The sequence below is a fragment of the Arenibacter algicola genome, from assembly GCF_000733925.1.
GTDB lineage: Bacteria > Bacteroidota > Bacteroidia > Flavobacteriales > Flavobacteriaceae > Arenibacter > Arenibacter algicola.
On the sequence record NZ_JPOO01000001.1, the window covers coordinates 1,638,111 to 1,661,275 of the forward strand.

At 39.6% G+C, this 23,165-nt stretch carries 14 protein-coding genes; 7 read left to right on the forward strand and 7 right to left on the reverse strand.

Going from position 1 to position 23,165, the window contains the following annotated elements:
- Positions 1 to 156 precede the first annotated feature (156 nt).
- Together U735_RS25535 and U735_RS0107150 are read right to left on the reverse strand one after the other, a co-directional pair.
- Complete coding sequence (locus tag U735_RS25535; protein WP_157365011.1) at positions 157 to 294, reverse strand: hypothetical protein; 138 nt, start codon at positions 292 to 294, stop codon at positions 157 to 159.
- Positions 295 to 565: 271 nt separating this feature from the next.
- A complete protein-coding gene (locus tag U735_RS0107150; RefSeq protein WP_031443166.1) occupies positions 566 to 1,162 on the reverse strand; it encodes an RNA polymerase sigma factor in 597 nt (198 codons plus the stop codon).
- A 110-nt stretch (positions 1,163 to 1,272) separates the two neighbouring features.
- Between U735_RS0107150 and U735_RS0107155 the strand changes: the two genes are divergently transcribed.
- From U735_RS0107155 to tnpA, 6 genes are all read left to right on the forward strand, one after another.
- Positions 1,273 to 2,439, forward strand: a complete 1,167-nt coding sequence (locus U735_RS0107155) for a FecR family protein (protein ID WP_031443167.1) — start codon at positions 1,273 to 1,275, stop codon at positions 2,437 to 2,439.
- Between the two features lie 171 nt (positions 2,440 to 2,610).
- Positions 2,611 to 5,991, forward strand: coding sequence for a SusC/RagA family TonB-linked outer membrane protein (locus U735_RS0107160; RefSeq protein ID WP_232233193.1), 3,381 nt, complete (start codon positions 2,611 to 2,613; stop codon positions 5,989 to 5,991).
- Positions 5,992 to 6,039: 48 nt separating this feature from the next.
- Positions 6,040 to 7,560 carry a RagB/SusD family nutrient uptake outer membrane protein gene (locus U735_RS0107165; protein WP_031443169.1) on the forward strand — a complete coding sequence of 507 codons (1,521 nt, stop codon included), beginning with the start codon at positions 6,040 to 6,042 and terminating at the stop codon, positions 7,558 to 7,560.
- A gap of 90 nt (positions 7,561 to 7,650) precedes the next feature.
- Positions 7,651 to 9,066 (forward strand): sulfatase, encoded by a 1,416-nt coding sequence (locus U735_RS0107170; RefSeq protein ID WP_031443170.1) that lies wholly within the window; start codon positions 7,651 to 7,653, stop codon positions 9,064 to 9,066.
- A gap of 29 nt (positions 9,067 to 9,095) precedes the next feature.
- A complete protein-coding gene (locus tag U735_RS0107175; RefSeq protein ID WP_031443171.1) occupies positions 9,096 to 10,577 on the forward strand; it encodes an arylsulfatase in 1,482 nt (493 codons plus the stop codon).
- Between the two features lie 142 nt (positions 10,578 to 10,719).
- Positions 10,720 to 11,154, forward strand: a complete 435-nt coding sequence (tnpA, locus tag U735_RS0107180; protein WP_031443172.1) for an IS200/IS605 family transposase — start codon at positions 10,720 to 10,722, stop codon at positions 11,152 to 11,154.
- Positions 11,155 to 11,702: 548 nt separating this feature from the next.
- Here tnpA and amaB read toward each other — a convergent pair.
- A complete protein-coding gene (gene amaB / locus U735_RS0107185) occupies positions 11,703 to 13,229 on the reverse strand; it encodes an L-piperidine-6-carboxylate dehydrogenase (protein WP_031443173.1) in 1,527 nt (508 codons plus the stop codon).
- A 2-nt stretch (positions 13,230 to 13,231) separates the two neighbouring features.
- Positions 13,232 to 14,140: a DUF1338 domain-containing protein gene (locus tag U735_RS0107190; protein ID WP_031443174.1), complete on the reverse strand. Its 909-nt coding sequence runs from the start codon at positions 14,138 to 14,140 to the stop codon at positions 13,232 to 13,234.
- A gap of 71 nt (positions 14,141 to 14,211) precedes the next feature.
- On the opposite strand from U735_RS0107190, the gene U735_RS0107195 reads away from it, so the two are divergent.
- Positions 14,212 to 15,099, forward strand: coding sequence for a LysR family transcriptional regulator (locus U735_RS0107195; protein ID WP_031443175.1), 888 nt, complete (start codon positions 14,212 to 14,214; stop codon positions 15,097 to 15,099).
- Here U735_RS0107195 and U735_RS0107200 read toward each other — a convergent pair.
- The 3 genes from U735_RS0107200 to U735_RS0107210 all read right to left on the reverse strand — a co-directional run bounded on the left by U735_RS0107200 (position 15,096) and on the right by U735_RS0107210 (position 23,165).
- Complete coding sequence (locus U735_RS0107200) at positions 15,096 to 18,422, reverse strand: VCBS repeat-containing protein (protein ID WP_083260684.1); 3,327 nt, start codon at positions 18,420 to 18,422, stop codon at positions 15,096 to 15,098. The two genes, U735_RS0107195 and U735_RS0107200, sit on opposite strands and share 4 nt — an antisense overlap.
- Before the next feature lie 112 nt (positions 18,423 to 18,534).
- Positions 18,535 to 20,055, reverse strand: a complete 1,521-nt coding sequence (locus tag U735_RS0107205) for a RagB/SusD family nutrient uptake outer membrane protein (protein WP_180994050.1) — start codon at positions 20,053 to 20,055, stop codon at positions 18,535 to 18,537.
- Between the two features lie 32 nt (positions 20,056 to 20,087).
- Entirely contained in the window at positions 20,088 to 23,165 is a 3,078-nt protein-coding gene (locus U735_RS0107210; RefSeq protein ID WP_031443178.1) for a SusC/RagA family TonB-linked outer membrane protein, read from the reverse strand.

Genomic DNA, 23,165 nt, shown 5'->3' on the forward strand with positions numbered 1-23,165 from the left:
TTGTTTTCTGAGCAATCATGCCGTTGGACAATATTCGGTCCAAGTCCAGTCTCAGGAATGCTTAATGTATTGCTGGACATGAAAAATATACTGAACGATAGTTTTTGATCTTCCGAAGGAATCCTTATCCGATATAGAAATATTAAAAACCTGTATTTATCCGCTTAAGAAGAAATTGATGCCACTCTGTAAGGCCGGTGAAGGACCATGGATATTAACAGTATGGCACAAAACATTATAATTATATGGGTTTAATTCCCCACCCCTTGCCTCGATTTCAGGTAAAGTTTTCATTTAAAACAAAAATTTTATTACGCTAAATACCTTACTGGCTTGACAGAAGATTATTGGCTTTTATCTGAGCTAATAACTACATAAAACTTCTAAATGTTGTAGTGTAGATGCACAAAAAAATAAGCTCATGTTTAAATTCCAAATAGTTTTAGCCTATTTTAAGATTTTAGTAGTAAAAGTAGGGGTATATAAAAAGTTAAAGAGAAATGGCAGCCTTTTACCTAGCTTAAAAAGTTGTCGTTCAAAACATCTTATATTGATTAGTAATCTCCTACACCATTTTTTTAGTTTCGCTCCCAAACACGATTAACATAATCACCTCATATTTCCGACCTAATTTTTCCCTGAGAATTCCAAATGCCTTGGTGATTTGACCTTCCACCGTCTTTTTGGATACGTTCAGGTATTCAGATATTTCCATATTGGTCAGGCCTTCCTTTTTGCTCAAAAGAAAAATCTGTTTGCATTTAGGAGGCAATTCATGGATGGCATCGAAAAGTATGCCCAATATTTTTTGCTCTTGCATTTCATCCTTTTCTTCAACCGCCAACTCCAAGGCTTCTATATACTTTCTTTCGAGTGCCATTACGGCCTTGCCTTTTCTATACTGGTCAATGAATTTATTGTGAACGGATTTATAAAGGTAATTTTCCAAGGAAAAATCATGTTTAAGTTTATGCCTTTTTTCCCAGACCTGTACAAAGACATTTTGCACAATATCCTCTGCCATAAGATCGTCCCTAATCAGACTGTTGGCATAAACACATAGTCGATTGTGATAATATTCCACCAAATATACATAGGCATTTTCATTGCCTTTTTTCAAGTCTTCAATTAGAGTTGTTTGGTTTTCAAAATCCCACTTCATTTTACGATTTGGTTTTTATTGGTTTAAAATTATGGTAAATGTCAAAAAAAAATGTGAAAAAAGTAAGGGTTTCTTAATACAGCTTCGTATAAATGTGAATTGCATAACGAATGAAACCAAAAAAGGTACATAAATTAATAGCAAAATATATTACATCGTCAATTTCAGGTACGGAGTTGGATCTGTTAGAAATTGAACTGAAAAAGCCTTCAAACGATCAACTTTTTAACGATTATGTAAAATTAAATTATAGAATTGACCGCAAAATGAAAACCTATGATACAGATAAATCGAAACGCCTTTTGCTAGATAGAATTAAGAAGGATAAAGGCAATCGTGATAAGTTTAAATTCAGAAGTGTTTTTAGGTATGCAGCCATTATAATATTGTCTATGACTATAGGGTACTTTGTCAATGAAAAACTTGCCAATGAAGTCCCGTCAAATGAATTAGACCCTAAAGAGAACTTTATTACTTTAGAACGAGAAGATGGAAATATCCAAGTTATTTCCGAAGATGGCACTTCAGAAGTAATAGACTCAGAAGGCAATGTAGTTGGCTCCCAAGTAGGTAGCCAAATTGTATATACCAATTCAAACAAGACCATTTCTGAAGAACCTATATATAATACACTTCATGTGCCCTATGGCAAGCACTTTGAACTTAAGTTATCAGATGGTTCCGTGGCCTATTTAAATTCAGGCTCATCCCTAAAGTATCCTGTTGAATTTATTGAGGGAAAAGAACGCACCGTTTTCTTGACGGGAGAGGCATTTTTGGAAATAACAAAAGACACCGATCGTCCATTTATTGTAAATACCGATGATTTGGATATAAAGGTTTTTGGTACAAAGTTTAATGTTTCGGCCTATCCGGAAGATGAACTAAAGGAGGTGGTGTTGGTTGAGGGTTCTGTGGGAATGTATTCAAGAACAGAATCGGCGGATGACAATGAAGGAACTTTGCTTACTCCGGGCCATAAGGGGAGTTATGATAATGCACAGGGGAATATTACCACGGAACCGGTTGTTACCAGTATATATACTTCATGGGTTCAGGGGGTAATGGTATTTAGAAATATGACGTTCGAAAATATTCTTAAAAAACTGGAGCGACATTATGATGTAAAGATTATTAACAAAAATTCGAAAATAGCTTCGGCCGAATTCAATGCTAGTTTTGGCGACATGCCGATTGAAAGAATATTGGATTACTTTAAAGGGGAATACAATATTGATTATTCTGTAATTAATGAGAAGGAAATAATTGTAAACTAAACTACTAAAACTTAAATATATAGAGCCAATGAAGAACTAAAAAAAACCAAAAATCAACTTTGTGCCGACCTGGTAAAAGGTCATAAAAAAAATCGGAAAATGCGTCACCATTTTCCGATCGGTAGAAGTGATCAACATTTAAGTTTAACCACAATCAAACATTATAAAAGTATGAAAAAAATTCTTGACCAAAAGAGAAGGTCGTACCCATTGCTTAAACTCAGTTTAAAGATGAAAATCAGTATGTTATTCATGTTTTTGGTCTTGTTTACCATGCAGGCCAATTCATCCTATGCACAGCGTACGAAGATTACCCTAGACCTCAACAATGTAACGATCGAAAGGCTTATTGATGAAATTGAAAGCCAAACCGATTTTCATTTTGTATACCAGATAAAGGAAGTTGATCTAAATCGAGTTGTAAGTGTAAAAGCTAACAAAGAGCTCGTAACCAGTATTCTGAAAAGGATATTTGGAAATACAAGAACCACACACAATGTTGTGGATAAACAAATATTTCTAAAAGAACGTGGTGTTTCAGGGAGTACTGACAATTCAAAGCTCTTGCCTGGTTTCTATAAACTTCAATCCACGGTTTCTGGACAAATTGTAGATGACAATGGTGCCCCTTTACCTGGTGCAAACATCGTTGAAAAAGGAACAACCAATGGTGTTACAGCCGATTTTGATGGAAATTTCACTATAGAAGTTGCTAGTGAAAATGCCGTCCTGGTTGTATCCTATATCGGGTTTGCCTCCAAGGAAGTCCAGGTAAACGGACAGACAAGTCTTAGTGTAGTTTTAATGGAAAGTGCTGCAGGATTGGACGAGGTAGTATTAATAGGTTACGGTGAAGTTCGCAGAAAGGATTTGACTGGTTCCGTGAGTAAAGTTGGTGGGGCGGATTTGGAAAACCTTCCGGTAGCCAGGATAGACCAATCTTTGCAGGGAAGAGCTTCCGGTGTTCAGGTTTCACAAATTAGCGGAGAGCCAGGAGCGGCAACAACTATAAGGATACGTGGCGGAAATTCTATTCAAGGCAACAATGAACCGTTATGGGTCATAGATGGTGTTATCGTGGGGACCGACTACAATTTGAGCAATCTGAATACAAATGATATTCATTCCATAGATATTCTAAAAGATGCCGTTGCCGTTTCCATATATGGTACACGTGGCGCCAATGGGGTTATATTGGTAACAACAAAAAGCGGTGCCGGCGCTACTCCGGGTATACCCAACGTATCGGTTAATGCATATACTGGACTTCAGTCTATGGTAACCCAAGTAGATTTCCTTGATGGTCCCCAACATGCGGCCTATGCCAATGAGGATGCAGAATTTAGAAATGCCGCCTTACCGTTTCCCGATCTTGCCACTGTTCCCAATGTAGATTGGATAGATCAGGTAACACATACGGCCCCTGTGCAAAATATTGATGTATCCGTATCGGGGATTTCTGAAAATAGAAATATCAATTATTATGTGTCCGGGAATTATTTTGATCAAGAAGGTCTTGTTAGGGCCACAGGAATCAGTAAATATGTTTTCAGGACCAATTTGGATATTAAACTTTCTGAAAAGTTTAAAGTAGGAATGAGGGTAAATATTGCCAAATTGAAAAAGGAAAATAATAAATTCAGTTTGGATAACCTCTTTCTTTTCACCACTCCTACAAGAGCAATTTATGACGAAGAGGGTAATTATACGGCATTGGACCCGATCACTGATGGAATAGCATCGAATTATGAGGCGGATATACGATTAAAACAGGACCATAATTTGGAAACCAATATATTGGGGAACCTTTATATGGAATTCAGACCCTTCTCAAACTGGGTTTTCAAAACGACTTTTAGCCCCGAATTGAACAACTTTAAAAGAAATATTTTTAATCCCGGAGCCTTGCCCAACAATTTAATCGTTCAAAATGGAGGGAATGCCGAAGTGCGTAATTCTGTGAGAACAGGGTATATCAATGAGAATACCTTAACTTATAATAAGACCATTGGTCAGGACGACTACCTAACTGTTTTGGCGGGGTTTACCCTCCAAAAAACAGAGCTGGAGGAAAGCGTGGCGAGGGCATTTCAAATATCAAACGATGTTACGGGATATAATAATCTTGGATTTGGGTCCAATCCCACACGAAACGAAGTAGTTTCTGGTTATGATTCTTTTCAACTGGCCTCATGGTTGGGAAGAATAAATTATTCCCTGGACAATAAATACCTTTTCACGATAGTGGGGAGGGTAGATGGTTCCTCTCGTTTCGCCCCAGGTAACAAGTATGCATTTTTTCCTTCTGGAGCCTTCGCATGGAAATTAGCGGAAGAGGAATTTATTCAGGATCTTAATATTTTCAGCGAGCTTAAGTTTCGTACCAGTTATGGTAGATCTGGAAGTCAGGCAATACCTTCCTATAGGACTTTGGCTATTTTAAATGGTGCCAATACCACATTTAATGGGATAGAACAACCAGGAGTTGTTTTGGGAAGACCCGAAAATCCCGAATTAAAATGGGAGACTACCAAGCAGTTGGATATAGGTCTGGAAATGGGTTTCTTTAATAATCGACTATCAGTGGAGATTGATTATTACAAAAAAAATACCGAAGATCTTTTGCTCGATGCCCGATTACCTAGGCAAACCGGCTTTGTAAGCAAATTGCAAAACATTGGCAAGGTGGAAAATAAAGGAGTAGAGTTTATGGTCAATAGTGTTAACGTTTCAAACGACAATTTTAAGTGGACTTCATCTCTATCGTTATCTAGTAATAATAACAAGGTTGTAGACTTGGGAGGTGTTGATTTCATTAATCTTGCTACGCCTGCGCAACAGGGAGGAACCGGGGCGCGTCTTATAGTTGGCGAAAGTGCTCCTGTATTTACAGGGGTTCGTTATTTGGGAACATGGAAATCGCAAGAAGAGATTGATGCTGCTGGTCTAGGTGGTAGTCAAGATGTAGGTGGTCCCCATTTTGATGATACGAATGGAGATGGAGAGGTAAATGAAGATGACTTTGTGGTTTTGGGTAGTCCTCAGCCTGATTTCTATTACGGTCTTGGCAATACATTTTCATATAACAACTTTGATTTAGATTTTTTCTTTCAGGGTACCTATGGCAATGAAGTCTTCAATAGTCTTACCCAAACAGCATTTTTTGGCCGTTCGGAAACCACAAAATATGCTGAAACACTCAATAGATGGACACCTGAGAACCCAACTTCAGATATTCCAAGAGCGGGGGCTGTAGCCGCATTATCTGAAATATACAACAACTCCGCCATGATCGAAGATGGTTCCCATATTCGTCTTAAAAGTTTGAGATTGGGCTATAATATACCTGTGGATAATTTGGGCTTAAAGGGGTTTAAGGCAATCAATGTATATGTAACCGGAACCAATCTTTTCATTCTTTCCGATTTTAGATTAAAAGATCCGGAAACCAGTCAGTTTGATAGGGATCAGGAAAATCTTTCCATAGGATTCTCAAGAGGGCAATATCCCACTTCCAGAACAATTTCCGCAGGGGTTAAGGTAAATTTCTAAAAATAACAAGCTATGCATCATTTAGTAACAATATATAAGATTAAGAAAATGAAACAACATATTAATATTTTACTAATAGTCACGGTCATTACCTTACTTTTTGGCTGTGATAAATTTCTGGAGGAAGAACCTAGGGATTTGGCCTCACCGTCCAATTTTTTTAACACTCCTACGGAATTTGATTTGGCGATAGTGGGGTTGTATAATATATACAAAGACAATTCCCTACATGGAAAAATTGGATTAGACCGTTATTATGAGAACGGGGCCGATATAATTGGCCCCAATAGAATCTTTGGTCAGGTAGAACCAACGCAGGCCTATACCTTAAGTGAAAGTAATATTGGTGCAATAGACCAAGGAGCAGGTGCACCTTTAACTTGGCAAAACCTATATTCCATTATTCTTAATGCAAACACCATTCTAGAACAATTGGAATTGAATCAAACTTTAACGCAGGAGGAGAGGAACCTTTTTGAGGGACAAACTTTGTACTTACGTTCTTATGCCTATTACCATCTAACCAACCTCTGGGGGGACGTACCTTATTATAGGGACAATCTACCCATAAGTGAAATTCAGGTATTGCCCAGAGCGGATAAAACCATGATCAGAAACGAAATACTTGTGGATCTTCAAAAGGCACAGGACCTAATGCCCAATTCATTATCTGAAACGGACCAGGGAAAAGCCACCAAATGGGCCGCTGCCACAGTTATGGTAAAAATTCTTCTTACGCAAGAAAAATGGGAACAAGCACGGGATAAGGCAGTTGAGATAATTAATAATTCCCCACATGATTTATTGGATGATTACGCAGCCGTATTCGACCCCAACAACGAGTACAATGCTGAGAACATTTGGGAAATCGATTTTGTCCGGGACGTAAGAAGTAACGATTGGGTGGATCATTTTACCCCAAGGATCAGGGACGAACCTAAAGACCCCACACAACAGAATGCGCTGAGTGCTGCTTTGGGGGATAGAAGTGAAGGTTTCACCGGCTATGGCCTATCCATACCTTTACCGGGTTATGTCAATGATTTTCCGTTGGACGATCTAAGAAGATCACAGAATATAGTTACAGAATATCTTGGATTTGAGCTTAATTTCCCATACATGCCCAAAATGTGGAATCTGGACCAGGTAAATTCACCTAGGGGAAACCATGGGGACAATAAGATCATATTTAGATTGGCAGACGTGTACCTTATGGCTGCGGAAGCAGAAAATGAACTTAATGGCCCTGCTAGTGCCTACCAATACATTAATAAAGTTCGGGAAAGGGCCTATGAGCCAGACCAGCCATTGGCCAGTCTTACCCAGGAAACTTTCCGACAGGCTATTTATGACGAAAGGCGATGGGAGTTGGGCGGAGAAGGACACAGACGAATGGATTTAATTAGATGGGGGATACTTTTGGATGTGGTAAAAACCACGGAGTATAGAGTCTATAACCCAGCTGCCAATATACAGCCCCATCATATATTGCTTCCTATACCTCCGGAAGAATTTACTTTGAATCCGGCTCTTTTGGAATCGGACCCAACCAACAACGGGTATAGATAAGCATTTTTATAAAAGGCTGATTGGGTTTTCCTAAGCAGCCTTTTATATTTATATTCAAAAACTTCATATCATTAGTTAATGCAAAAGTGTATGGTTCCAAGGATACTTGTTTTTATACTCTGTACCCTACTTATTTCTTGTTTAGGGGTAAATAAGGACAAGGTACAAGAAATTCCATTGGCAAAGCCCAATGTAATTTTTATTAATGTAGACGATTTGGGATGGAAAGATACCGGTTTTATGGGAGGGGAATTTTTTGAAACCCCCAATATAGACCTGCTGGCTTCGGAAAGTATGGTTTTTCCAAGAAGCTATTCCGCAGCTGCCAATTGTGCACCGAGCAGGGCATGTTTAATGACAGGCCTAAATACTCCCAGACATGGGGTCTATACCGTAAGTCCATCGGCGAGAGGGAACAAAAAATCCCGAAAGTTGGTTCCCATTGAAAATACAGATTCCCTGTTGTTGAAAGATATTACCATGGCTGAGGTCTTTAAAAAAGCCGGATATACTACCGGGGTTTTTGGCAAATGGCATTTGGGCAAAGATCCTACAGAACAAGGTTTTGATGTTAATGTAGGCGGAGGTATCAGGGGAAATCCAGGTCGTGATGGCTATTTTAGTCCTTATAATGATTTGTCAAATCTAGAATCCGGGCCGGAAAGGGAGAACCTTACGGACCGATTAACACAAGAAAGTCTTCAATTTATCAGGGATAATAAGGACCGACCTTTTTTTGTATACCTGCCATTTTATGCAGTCCATACCCCTTTGCAGGCCAAACAAGAGCTTGTAACAAAATACGCGGGCAAATCTAATCCAAAGAAAATTTCATCTGTCTATGCGGCCATGGTGGAAACCGTGGACCAAAATGTGGGAAAGATATTAAAGAGTATAGCCGAACTGGGTTTGGAACAAAATACTATTTTAATATTTACCTCGGATAATGGAGGAATTAGGAGCATATCCACCCAAGAGCCCTTAAGGGCAGGTAAAGGTTCCTATTATGAGGGTGGAATAAGGGTGCCATGTACTATTAAATGGCCTGGAACAAATATGGCAGGCAAAATAATAGGGGAGCCAATCAGTAATTTGGATTTTTTTCCAACTTTCATGGAACTTTTGAATGTAGATATGCCCAATTATAGATCCGACGGCCAAAATTTGATGCCTTTATTGAAGGGTGGGACCATGGGCGAGCGACCCTTGTTCTGGCATTTTCCTATCTATTTGGAAGCGTACGACCCTAAAATGGATGATGGCCGCGATCCTATGTTTAGAACCCGACCGGGTTCCGTAGTGATGCAAGGCGATTGGAAACTGCATTACTACTATGAAGATAATGAAATTGAACTTTACAACCTTAGGGACGACCTTGGGGAAAGAAATAATTTGAACACTTCCAATCCCTCAAAAGCCAAGGAGTTATTAAACCTATTAAAAGTTTGGTTGAATGAAACAGGGGCACCCATACCCAAAGTTCCAAATCCAGACTATGATTCCTAAAAAAAACTAAATTAATTCATAAAAGATAAATGATGATCACTACAAAACTAATACCCTTTTACTATATCCTTATAGGTGTTGGTATACTATTTACATCCTGTAGGGAAGAAGCCAAAAATGAGGAGCCGAAAATTACCGAAGTTGGCAAGCCCAATATAATCTATATTTTGGCAGATGACCTTGGCTATGGCGACCTTAGCGTATACGGACAAAAAAAGTTTTCTACCCCCAATATAGACAGATTGGCCTCACAGGGAATCAGGTTTACCCAGCACTATTCCGGAAGTACGGTATGCGCCCCTTCACGCTCGGCCTTAATGACAGGGATGCATACAGGACATACCGTTGTAAGGGGAAATAAGGAAATTCAACCGGAGGGCCAGTATCCCATACCCGACAATACTTATACCCTGGCGGAGACCTTAAAAAAAGCCGGGTACGTTACAGGTGCCTTTGGAAAATGGGGCTTGGGCTTCCCAGGGTCGGAAGGAGATCCAATAAATCAAGGTTTTGATACTTTTTTTGGATATAATTGCCAACGTATGGGGCACAATTATTATCCATACCATCTTTGGTCCAATAGGGACTCGATAGTACTTAAAGAAAATTTGAATAAAGGTGATGGAAGCTATGCGCCAAAACTTATACATACCCAAACCTTACAGTTTATGGAAGACAACAAAGGGAAACCATTTTTTCTATACGTGCCGTCCATTATTCCCCATGCGGAACTAGTTGCGCCCGAAGATTATATGGAAAAACACAGAGGAAAATATCCTCCTGAAAAAGTGTATAAGGGAACCGATGATGGCCCTGAATTTAATCTAGGGCCTTATAGGTCCCAGAAGGAATCCCATGCTGCATTTGCAGCTATGGTCAGCTTATTGGACAATCAGGTGGGGGAAATTATGGATAAGGTGGAGGAATTGGGCCTGGGCAATAATACCATAATAGTATTTACATCCGATAATGGTCCGCATCAAGAAGGTGGGGCCGACCCGGAATACTTTGATAGCAATGGTCCTTTAAAGGGGTTTAAACGTGATCTTTACGAGGGTGGCATTAGGGTTCCTATGATTGTGCGCTGGCCCGGAAAGATAAAGGCCAACAGCCAAACAGACCATATATCAGCGTTTTGGGATGTCTTTCCCACCATATCCGAAATTGCCGGGGTATCCGTTCCCAACAATCTTGACGGTATTTCCTTTCTTCCTGCCCTTATGCAGAACGGGAATCAGAAACAACACGATTATCTTTATTGGGAATTTCATGAAAAAGGGGGGCGACAGGCTATAAGAAAAGGGGATTGGAAGGCTGTTAAATACGATGTATTGAAAAATGCCGATGCCCCAATGGAGCTTTATAATTTAAAAGAGGATTTGGGAGAGGAAAATAATGTTGCCCAATTGCACCCAGAGGTGGTATCGGAGATGCAGGCAATTTTTGATACTGCGCGTACGGATTCCGATGTTTTTACATTTTCTTCCGAGACCTATTTGTCCAAAAAATAAAATTTGTTGAGTTAGTTTAGTTGTAAAAGGAACAATGGGAAACTATTGTTCCTTTTTTCTTTATTGGTCTCAGGCTAGGGAGTAAAACCCTGCAATTTATTGCAGCACTTTAGTACTGCGAAAAAATACATAATTTAGGGGTATGGGTCATACATTGAGAAAGGGATCGCATACCGTTAGCCGGTTGACTTGTCATCTGGTTTGGGTTACCAAGTATAGATATAAGGTTTTAAGTGGTGATGTTCAGAAACGTTGTCGTGATCTTCTGATACAAATATGTGAAGCTGAAGGGGTTGAGATAATGAAAGGAGTGGTGAGCTCCGATCATGTCCATATGCACGTTGAATACGCCCCAAGGATGAATGTAAGTTCGATGGTCAAACAAATGAAAGCCAGGACATCGAGAAAGCTCCAACAGGAGTTTCCTCATTTAAAGGAACGCTATTGGGGTCAGCATTTTTGGGCGAGCGGTTATGGGGTCTGGAGTACGGGCAATGTAACCGATAAGATGGTCAATGACTATTTGGAGCATCATAGACGGGACGGTTCGGATAATTCCAATTTTATATTGGAATAGTCCCAGGGACTTTCAGTCCCTTGTAAAGAAAACCTCTGCACTTTCAGTGCAGAGTGGTTTAGTTTTCATTTTTCATTTTTCATTCTAAAAATAGTTTACAAGTCAAAAAGCAGGGGGTCAATAATTATGGTCAAGTAATATTTATAGCTACGATTACCATATAAATTGAGGTAATTGAATATGCCAATTTTCAGGTGCTAAGATAAACCCAATGAATCTGTCCAGGGGTGTTGTGGGAGGTGAGGTTTTTATCGAATAGGAAGGAAGGGTAGCCAAGTATAAGAAGGGATAGTGTCTCCTATTCGAATGTTATTGCAATAAAATTATTTTTGTCCCGTCCCAGTTTCAATGTGAATTTCCTTAGAATTTGAAGCTTGTTAAAGTAGTTTATGAGATCCAATGAAAAAATGGGCCTCCAAGAGATTGAAAGCCCAGTTCTTAGTATATCAAATTTGGATAACTACGGATTGAACCACCATATTGCTACGAACTAGGTTATATTACCTGGCATTATCCATTATAAAAAAGGTAACTTTAAATACCGCCTACTATAAATCAAATTTTATCCCCTGTGCCAATGGTAAATCTGTACTATAGTTTACCGTACAGGTCTGTCTTCTCATATAGGCTTTCCAGGAATCGGAACCACTTTCACGGCCACCACCTGTTTCTTTTTCACCGCCAAATGCTCCACCAATTTCCGCACCGGAGGTACCAATGTTAACATTGGCAATCCCACAATCGGAACCTGAGTGTGACAGAAAGGTCTCTGCTTTTCTCATATTCAGGGTAAAAATTGAAGAGGACAGTCCTTGGGGTACATTGTTTTGGATGTCAATTGCTTCATTCAGATCTTTATAGGAGGTAACATATAATATTGGAGCAAAAGTTTCCTGTTTCATTATGGCCATATCTGCTTTGGCTTTGATAATAGTGGGCATTACATAACATCCAGAAGTATACTTTTCACCTTCCAGTACTTGACCTCCATGAGCAAGTTCGCCCCCGTGTTCCTGGGCTGTTCTTACAGTATTTTTATATGCTTCCACTGCCATGGTATCAATTAGTGGCCCTACATGATTTTTTTGATCCAAGGGGTCACCTATACGCAGCTGTCCATAGGCTTGTTTTAGTTTCTCCAAAAGGGATTCGTATTGACTTTCATGGACGATCAAACGTCTTGTAGAGGTACAACGTTGGCCAGCTGTTCCAACGGCTCCAAAGACGATGGCGGGAACAGCATGGTTTAGATCGGCATCCTCCGCTACGATAATAGCATTGTTGCCACCTAGTTCCAAAATTGATTTTCCCAAACGCCTTCCCACAGTTTCGGCTACACTTTTACCCATTTTAGTAGAGCCGGTAGCTGAAACTAGTGCTATGTTCTGATCGGCAGCCATAGATTTTCCAATGGTACTATCTCCAATGATGAGGTTGGAAATACCTTCGGGAAGATTATTTGCTAAAAGGACCTTTTTAAATATTTCTTGGCAGGCCATAGACGAGAAAGGTGTTTTTTCCGAAGGCTTCCAGATACATACATTTCCGCAAACCCAAGCAATGGCAGCGTTCCATGCCCAAACTGCAACCGGAAAATTAAATGCCGAGATTATGCCAACTACCCCCAAAGGGTGCCATTGTTCGAACATTCTATGCCCAGGCCTTTCCGAATGCATTTGTAGCCCGTATAATTGGCGGGATAGCCCAACTGCAAAATCGCATATATCGATCATTTCTTGAACTTCTCCATAGCCTTCTTGAAGACTCTTGCCCATCTCATAGCTTACCAACTTTCCCAAGTTTTCCTTTTCCTGTCTCAGGGCATCCCCAAATTGCCTTACTATTTCGCCTCTATGCGGCGCCGGCATGGCCTTCCAAATGGGAAAAGCAATTTGAGCTTCGGCCATAAGTCGTTCATAATCTTTGTTATCAGCAAAGGTTACTTCCCCAATAAGTTGGCCATCTACTGGAGACTTTATATTGGTTTTGACACCATTTCCCAACCAATTTTTCTGTCCACTGCTTCCACTGTAAAAAGGTGTTTTTAACCCAAGATCTTTTATCACTTCATTCATATTTACACATTGTTAGTCTGTTCTCTATAAGTACTTTCAAATATTTTGTCGGCGTTGGCCGATTCAAATCCATCCCGCCTTTGTATTCTAGAAAAGTTTATTGTCTTACCATCATGATATGCCGGTAAAGGAAGGCGTTCCGCAAATTCCACATAGCTTCCTGGTATTTCGGCTTTCTCACCGTTCATAAATTCTGCATCCACCATTTTGGCGATAGTGCTGCTCTGTTTTAATAGTCCGTCTTTACTTGTTTTTATCTTGCCCCCAGAGGTATTCAATTTTATATCAAAGGACTCCAAAAAAGCGTTGAATTTTTCTATGGAGTTATAAGCTTCTGGAAGATCATGGACGCTTATGGTATAATGATTCAGATAATACCTATTATAGATTACCCAGGCGGCATATTCACTTTCATCTGCAAGGGTGTTATAATCTGCCAAACTGGGCATTTCCCATAATGGCTTATAAAAAAACTTGCCAACTTCTTTGGGGTCGTTCAGGTCAATATCATCCACTGGGTCTTTAGCAATATGCTGGGTATACTTTTTAATTATTTTCTGAGCTTCCTCTGAAAGTTCGGAAACCCTAAGTTCACTCATAAAAATTCGTGGATAATTGTCTGCAGGTGGAGCATACCAGTAGGCATCCAATTTCTTTCCTTCAAAATAATAATAGTCCCTTTTTTGGTATCCGTAATGCAAGAATATTTTTTCGAAAGAAGCTATTCCCAAATGGGGAATACCAAGGGTCCGAAAAGCGATATGATCGTTTACTATCTCACTTTCATCTTTAATAATGCCATGGGAAATCATGGCCTTACTTATTTTCTGGACATCTGGAACTCGTTCCATATATGGAATAAACAGGGCATTCAAAATTGTATCCAAGTCTTTATTGCTTTTGGTTTCCATAGTATTATTATTTTTTAGGAGAACAAATTTAATCGTACTTTTGATCTTTAACAATTCTTATTACTTCTCAAATGATAAGTATTACTAATCAAATAGAACTTCGGTCGCTACGCTATTTTTTGGTGTTGGCCGAAATCTTGCATTATAGAAAAGCTGCCGAAATCCTTTATATTTCGCAGTCGGCCCTTAGTCAGCAAATAAAACAGTTGGAAGGAATTTTGGGAGTTTCGTTATTTGATAGAACCAATAGAAAGGTGGCCCTTAGTAGGCCTGGACAACTTTTGGTAAGGGAGGTACAGCTAGTACTGAAACAGTTGGACGATTCTATGGAACGTTGGCAGTTGTCCCAGGAAGGAGTAATGGGACAATTGAAAATTGGATTTGTAGGTTCTGCCATGCAGATGTATTTACCTACCATTATCAAGAGGTTTGGAAACACACATCCCAAGATTAATTTTTATTTGGAGGAACTTACAAATACCGAACAGATAAAGGCACTGGAACAGGAACAATTGGATATTGGTTTCATGCGTTCCAATAGGGTATCATCGGAGCTGATGATCAAATCTGTTTACCAGGAAAATTTTACCTTGGTTTTGCCCGAGGATCATGCTATTACCAAGGATAATTTTCAAAATATGGGGCAATTGTCTGAGGAGTCCTTTATCCTTTTTCCCAATGAAAATAGTCCAATGTATTTTCAGCAGATTCAGAATTTATGCACCGATTATGGATTTAGCCCACGAATTTCACACAAATCAATTCACGGTCCTACAATATTTAAGTTAGTGGAAAATGGCATGGGAATATCCATTGTTCCCAATTCGCTACGTGATGAGCATAATTATAGGATAAGATATTTGGAACTGGACCAGGTTCCTTATAAGACAGAACTTTTCGCTGCATGGAAAAAAAACAATACAAACCCTTCCCTAAACTATTTTCTGGAAATGTTTTAGCGAATGCCGATCAATTTTAGGGAATCATCGTTCTTGGCAACCAAGTAAGAAGAATTTTGTGCATTCCCAATTCTAATAGCCTTAATTTTCTTGACGTCACCGTTTAAGAAAAGTCCACTTTTAGAAAATGGCACGGGCGTGAACATCGATGTGCCCGATCCCTTTAGGATCATACCTATACTGGCATCGTTTCTAGGGGTTTCTACCTCTGTCTGGTACAAGTTCCCTGCAACCAGGATATCATTTATTCCATCGCCATCAAAATCTTGAATGTGGATATTATTTATGGCCGATATCTGTACCTCATTGGGCAAGTTATGGTTATTGAACTGACCATTCCCTAAATTTTCCAAGTAGACAGATGCAAATGAAATGACTTTCAGATGCAGGGCTTCTTTTAATTTTTCTTTGTCATATACCTGATGAAGTTTGGCCGAACCAAAACTATCGTACGTTGGAAATTTTTCTTTTATAAAAGGCATTTGCTGGGAGGAACATTCACGGCCTCGTGAGGGAAATAAATCTCCTTGATCATAATATCCCAAAACAATATCATTCGTGCCATTATCGTCAAAATCTGTGGAGTACACTTCAAAAGGGGCATTTTTGGAGGCTTTGTACTTGGAATTCAATCCCAAGTTTCCTACCACGAAATCGATATCCCCATCACCATCCATATCCGATGCTTCAATGCAATTCCACCATCCCTTGCTTTGAGGTAAAATGTCTGGATTTAGCTCAAATTGTCCATTTTTATAATTGTAGAATTTAATGCCAGTCCATTCCCCAACTAAAATCAAATCTGTTTTATTGTCTCCGTCATAATCCGTCCATATGGCATCGGTGATCATTCCTGCATCCTCAAGGGCAGGTGCCTTTTCTAGAGTAACATCCTTAAAAATACCATTAACATTTTCCAATAATTTACTGGTCTGGGCGTAGGGATATTTTTGTGGAAACATGCGGCTGCCGACGAATAGATCCAAATCACCGTCTTCATCAAAATCGAAAGGTTTTACAGTACTGCCACTAATACTCATTTTGGGAAGTCTATCCGTCGATTTTTTGAATTGTCCACCATTATTAAGATAAAGTCGGTCTTGATACATATTGCTATTGGCTTCCCTTTCATTTCCGCCGCTTACTACATATAGGTCTAGGTCTCCATCACTGTCGGCATCAAAAAAGTGGGCATCCACATCTTCGTATTCCTTTTCCATGATCCAAGCACTGGGATTCATAGATGCAAAAGTTCCATTCTCCTTTTGTAGATAAATACCGCCAGCGTAACCCTTAGCGCCACCTATGAAAAAATCCTCCAGGCCATCATTATTTGCATCCCCAACGGCAAGGGCAGGACCAAATTGGGACATTTTGTGGGGAAGGAGAATTTCACCGGAAAAGTCATCGTATTCATTTTCAATATGTGCATGCTTAACTTTAACAACTTCTGTGATATCTTTAAAAATGGGCGATATACTGCTTTTAGGGTTTTGATCAACGCTTTCCGCATTCTTATATCCTACCCTTATTTTTTGATTTATGTTCGGATTCGTTATTGTTTCACTTTTCCCATCTGGCCACGTAACGATGGCATTTTTTATGGTCTTAGATTGGCCCAATCCGAAATGCAGTACCGGCTCTACCGCGGATTGATAGCCTCTTGTGGGGTAGTTTTCTGCAATTTGAAGACCTTCATCAGTTTCTAATAGGATTTTAGTGCCCACTCCAAATGGATTTTGGTCATTTCCTTCAAACTGAAATTGTAGATAGTTTGCTATAGAATTGTTTCTTAGAACCGTAGCTTCTTCATCGATGTTGCTGATAACCAAATCCAAATCCCCATCTAGGTCTAGATCAGCATATGCCGACCCGTTGGAAAAAGTTGGTATGTCCACACCCCAATGAGTCATTGCTTTTTCAAAAGTTAAGTCGCCATTATTTTTGAAAAAATAGTTGTGGGTTTTCCTCTGCGGTGTTTTATTTACCAGTTCCTCTATCACTTGGGCCATATTCTCACCATTTTTTTTGGCCTCCTCTAAGCGCTTAATTTTGTATTTTCTAAAGTCATTATTTCGGAAATCCCTTTTGAGTCCGTTGGAAATGAATAGGTCCTTTAGCCCATCATTGTCGAAATCGGCAAAAAGGGGACCCCAACTCCAATCTGTATTCGAAATTCCGGCTAATTGGGCCAAGTCTCCGAAAGTTCCGTTGCCATTGTTCATTTGTAAGGCATTGTACATATACTGATAATGGAACCCATTATTAACGGCATGTTGAAAAGCCTTTGGGTTCATTCCGCTCATACTGGTTTTTATCCCGTAATTATCCTCTGCCACCATATCAAGTGAAATAATGTCCAAAAGGCCATCATTGTTAAAATCGGCTATATCTGTCCCCATTGAGAAATGGGAGGTATGTCCCATTGATCGTTTTAGGCCTTCGGAAAATGTTCCATTTCCATTATTGTAGTATAAGTAATCCTGCTCTATATAATCATTGGCAACATATATATCTGGCCATCCATCTTGATTTAGGTCCCCTATGGAAACCCCTAGTCCGAAGCCCAGTGAATTCCCTAAAATACCGGCTTTACTGGAAATATCAATAAATTTACCTTGGTCATTTCGGAATAATCGGTCACCGGACAAGTAGTTCTTTTCTAGCTTGAAGTTTTCAGGATTATTGGTGGTGATCGGAGTTACATTGTGGTTCAACAAAAACATATCCAAGTCCCCGTCCTTGTCAAAATCGAAAAAGGAGGCTTGGGTACTATAACCAGAAAAGTTGAGTCCGTATTTCTTCGCTTCCTCGGTAAAGGAGCCGTTTTTATTATTTATGAATAAGAGATTTTCCCTGTTTTCTTCCTTGCCCTTACCCGACTTGCACACGTAGATATCCAACCAGCCATCGGCATTTACGTCTGCCATAGTAACACCTGTGGTCCACCCAAATGTTCCTTCTACTTTTGCTTTTTTGGAAATGTCCTCAAACTCAAAACTACCTTTGTTCCTATATAATTTATTCTCCTCAAGGTTGGCGGTAAAATAGATATCGGGTAGCCCATCATTGTCAATATCACCGATTGCCACACCTCCACCGTTATAATAATACTCATAGACCATGCTGTTCATAGCAGCGCTCTCAGGAATATGATTTATGAATTGTATACCTGTCTCCATTGCCGGGATTGAGGAGAACAAGGTCTTTTCATCAATTTCAATTACCTCGGTTTTGTTTTCTATCCCGTATTTACAGGATTGCAACGCAAAAATCATTGACAATACAATATAGAATTTAAAATTTTTAAAATATGGTTCCATCTTCAATAGGTTTTTACTACAGGGATAAAATGTAAACACCTAAAGATAATTAAACCTTTAGGCGTTCACGTCAAAAAAAACTAACTCAAAATCAACTCATTATTGTGTTTTGTTACCAGCCTGCATTTTGATTAAGGTTTGAATTGATATTCAATTCTTGCAAAGGTATTGGGTATACAATATGCTTATCGGTAAAATTGTCCGCATTGGGTTTGCCATGGTTTAGCAAAGTGGTTTTGATGGATTCGGTAGCAGTACTCCCACGCTGCCATCTATATAGGTCGAACCAACGTATACCAAACTCCATGGCCAATTCTACAGGACGTTCATGGTGCCTGATCTGATCTCTTAATGCCTCTTTACTCATGCTGCCCAAAGGAACCGCATTACTCCTGGCCCTTACCTTATTTATCTCGATTATAGCTTCGGGAGTCTTATTGTTTTCATTTAAGGCCTCTGCATACATTAAAAGCACATCTGCAAAACGGATGATAGTAATATTAGTGCCATTGTAAAAGTCTTCATCGGCATTGAAAGAGTATTTTTTAAAATATTTTGGATGGTTTAAATCCAAGGCCACATCACTGTAGGGAATGTTTTCTCCAGCTTCCATACTGTACATTTCAGAATTGGGGTCATCAAAGAAAATACTTTCATAAACCCGCTGACTAGGGTCACCGTTGGCATCGAGATCGGTTTTCATTTCATCTACAAGCCACTGCGATGGAAATAAAAGTTCCCAACCACCAAATGCAGCAGGGGCAATTTCAAAATTGAAAACTTGGCGTTCATCATTACCATTGGAACGATCACCTGAAAACTGTACTTCAAAAATACTCTCTGGCCCATTTTCTGAATTCCCATTGAAGTTATCTGCGTAGTTATCAAGTAGATCATAATCCATGCCCACAACTTCTGCCAATTTTGATTCCGCATCGCCCCATTTCTCTTGAAATAGATATGCCTTGCCCAACAGTGCTTTGGCCGCACCTTGGGTAGCTCTACCTTTCCATTCTGTAGGGTGATCTAACAACAATTTTGGTTCTGCCTCTGCGAGGTCCTTTTCTATTTGTGTCCAAACCTCGGTTTTAGAAGCTTGGTTTGGAAATAAATTATCCAAATCCACCTCAAAATTTGTCAAAAGAGGTACGTTTTCAAACCCTGTGGCCAACCAAAAATAATAATAAGCTCTCAAGAATTTTGCCTCGGCTACGATCACATCCTTAGTTTCCTGTGACAGGGCCTCCATTTCTGGTACTTTTTCCAGAATTTGATTGGCACGGCCAATGCCTGTATAGGCCGCTTTCCAAATGTTATATGGCCCACTTTCTTCTGTGGTATTGCTAAAACTAGCAAGAGTTCTCCCGTAAGTTTCTGCTGTATTGTTTATTATATCATCACCGCGGTATGCCATTGCAACATAGATTTCTTCAAAAAAGGTCCATTTGCTTCCATCGGCACCGTGTAAGGCACCATAAGTTGCGGTAAGCGCCTGTAAGGCGTGGCTTTCGGTTTGCCAAAAACTGGAATCGGTCAAGGTTTCCTTATTGGCCACTTCTATAAAATCGTCGCTACAGGATATCAATGAGCTTATAGTTAAAAAAGCAATCAGTATATATCTATTTTTTTTCATTATCGTGATTTTTAAAAATTTAATGCTGTCCATTAAAGCGATAGGTTTATACCTAAAATAAATGATTTGGATAGTGGGTAAAATCCTCTGTCCACTCCCTTGGTAAATGTGCCTCCATTTCCAAGTCCTGGATCGAAACCAGAATAGTCAGTAACCGTAAATACATTATTAGCAGTAAGGTATAACCTCATTTTGGAAATAGTCAATTTGTTAATTACCGATTCCGGCATGGTATATCCTATCTGAATGTTCTTTAACCTAAAATAGGAGCCGTCTTCCAAGAAGTAACTGGAAGGGCGAATATTGTTGTTAGGATCTCCAAAGGCATTTCTAGGAATAGAGCTTCCGGTATTCTGGGGTGTCCAGGCATTTAATAAATCTGGAGACATATTTTGTCTATCGGTTCTGTACAACCACATTTTTACACCGTTGTAAATTTCATTTCCTTGTGTACCTTGAAAAAACATACTGGCATCGAAATTTTTATAGCGACCAGTAAGGGTTATCCCATATTCGAAATCTGGAAGACCACTGCCCAAGAACTGTTTGTCATCATCATCCAGTGTACCATCCCCAGAAGTATCCAAAAATCTTAAATCCCCGGGAGCAGCATTGGGTTGTATAGCATGTGCATCAATTTCTGCCTGATTTTGAAAAATGCCATCAGCTTTAAATAAATAGAACCTTCCAATTTCTCCTCCAACTTCTGTGCGCGTAGTCGGGAAATTGTTGAATTCAATAAAACCATCAGTAAAGGATTCATTGGCAACTCCAAGTTTTGTTACCTTGTTTCTGGAACCACTTATATTCGCAGTTATATCATAAGAGAAATCCTTATTGTTTTCACTGCTATAAGTAGTCGAGAATTCCCAACCTTTGTTTTCCAGATTACCACCGTTGGTCAAGGGGAAAGTTGTAATACCTGAACTGGCAGGAATCGGTACCGATACCAACATATCAGAAGTTTTGGAAATAAAATAATCAAAGGAACCTTTAATACGGTTTTGTAAGAACCCAATATCCAAACCGATATTTGTTGTTGCCGTTTCTTCCCATCTTATGTCCGGGGTTGGTAATGAAGTACTAATGGCACCCACAACTATGGGCTGACTGGCGCCTTCACCAAATGGATAGTTTAGCTGTTGCCCGCCAGATGCAATCCTGGATAGAAATAAATGCTCTGGGATAAGTTGATTCCCCAAAGTTCCATAGCTAAACCTTGGCTTTAACATACTGATCAGGTCGGAAGAAAAAAAGTCCTCATTATGTACTGCCCATCCCAAGGATACGGAATAAAATGTTCCATATTTATTGGTTTTGCCAAATCGGGAAGATCCGTCGCGTCTTACACTTGTCTGTACATAGTATTTGTTGTCGAAGTCATAACTTAATCTTCCAAAATAGGATTGTAATGAATTTGTTGAATTAAATCCATAGGAAGATTCGTCTCCTATACCTGCACTCAATGCCAATAGTTGGTCAGAGGCAAGTTCATTGTTACTTCCGCCTACAGATCTAAACTCACTTTTTTCTCTGGAAATACCCAACAGTACATCGATGTCGTGCATCCCAAATGATTTATTATAATTTAAAGTGTTGTTTAAAGTCCAACTGGTTGTTCTGGATCTCGTTTCGGTAAGGAACGGATTTTCATTTACTGCCTGTGGGCCAAAGTTATATGTTGGTATAAAATCTGAGAAGTGTGTATTTTCTATGTTCGTACCATATTGAAATTGATAGCTTAGGCCTTCTATGATTTGAAGTGTAGCTGCAACATTGAATTGCATATAGTCATCCTGGTTTTTGCGGTCCTCCAATTCTGTTGTCCCAATAGGATTTCCAGATCCTAGTCCAGCTGCAGGCGTGGCAAATCCATTTGTGGAGTTTGGATCATATATGGCCTTGTGGGGTAATTGGGAATAAATGTCCAAAAACGGTGAAAAACTTGCGTTTCCACTTCCAATGGGCTCAAATATACCTTTGGTGTTTTCCCTAGTGTAACTAATGCCGGGAGCAATTTTAAGACGATCGTTGAGCAATTGAAAATCCATATTAAAACGAGTACTCAATCTATCAAATCCAGTATTGATGACCGTCCCGGAATTTTCAAAGTAACCGCCAGAGAAACTGTATTTCATTTTCTCCGTTCCACCGGAAATTCCCACATCGTGTTTTTGCTCAAAAGCATTTTGCAAGTAGGCTTCAACCCAATTTGAATCGGAAAATTGTTGATTACCGGTTAGATAGGGTGCTGGGGTCTCACCAACGTTGGAATACGCTTCCAACTTTATTTGATTGTGCTGATCCCTATTGGCCACATCCACATTGTTCTTTACGGATTGTGTACTTAGATAGGAATTAACGGTAACTCTTGGTTCTCCTGTTTTGCCCCTTTTTGTGGTTACGATTATTACTCCATTGGATGCTCTGGAGCCGTAAATGGTAGCTGCTGATGCATCCCTTAGGATACTGATGTTCTCTATATCCGCTGGATTTAGATAGGACAATTCCCCTGGTATTCCGTCTATAACAAATAAAGGATTGTTGTTTCCTATAGTCCCTAGTCCCCTTACGCGAATAACAGGATCCGCTCCAGGGGCTCCCGTAGCAGTAGAAACATTGAGTCCTGCAACCTGCCCTTGAAGGGAGGTTCCAACATCCGCTGTTGGAATTTTTTGGATTTCGGCCACATCTACAGAGGAAATGGCAGCAGTTACCTCGGTTTGTCTTTGGGTGCCATAACCTACCAAAATCACCTCTTCCAAACTTTGTGCATCCTCCTCCAGATTTACATTTATTACCGTTTGGTTGCCCACAAATACTTCCTTGGTAACAAAACCAAGATATCTAAAAACTAATGTGGTTTCCGGTCCAGGTACCTCGATGGTATAGTTGCCGTCAAAGTCGGACTGTACCCCAATGGTTTGATTAGCTTTAACGATAACAGAGGCACCTGGCAGTGCTACCCCAGTATTATCTGTAATAGTTCCGCTTACAACGGTGCTTTGTGCAAGGGATCTAGTGGTAAACCCGAACGAAGCAAGCATAAAAAGCAAGTAAAACAGACCGTTAAAACGATGGTTTTGATTTTTTGATTGTTTTTTTTTCAT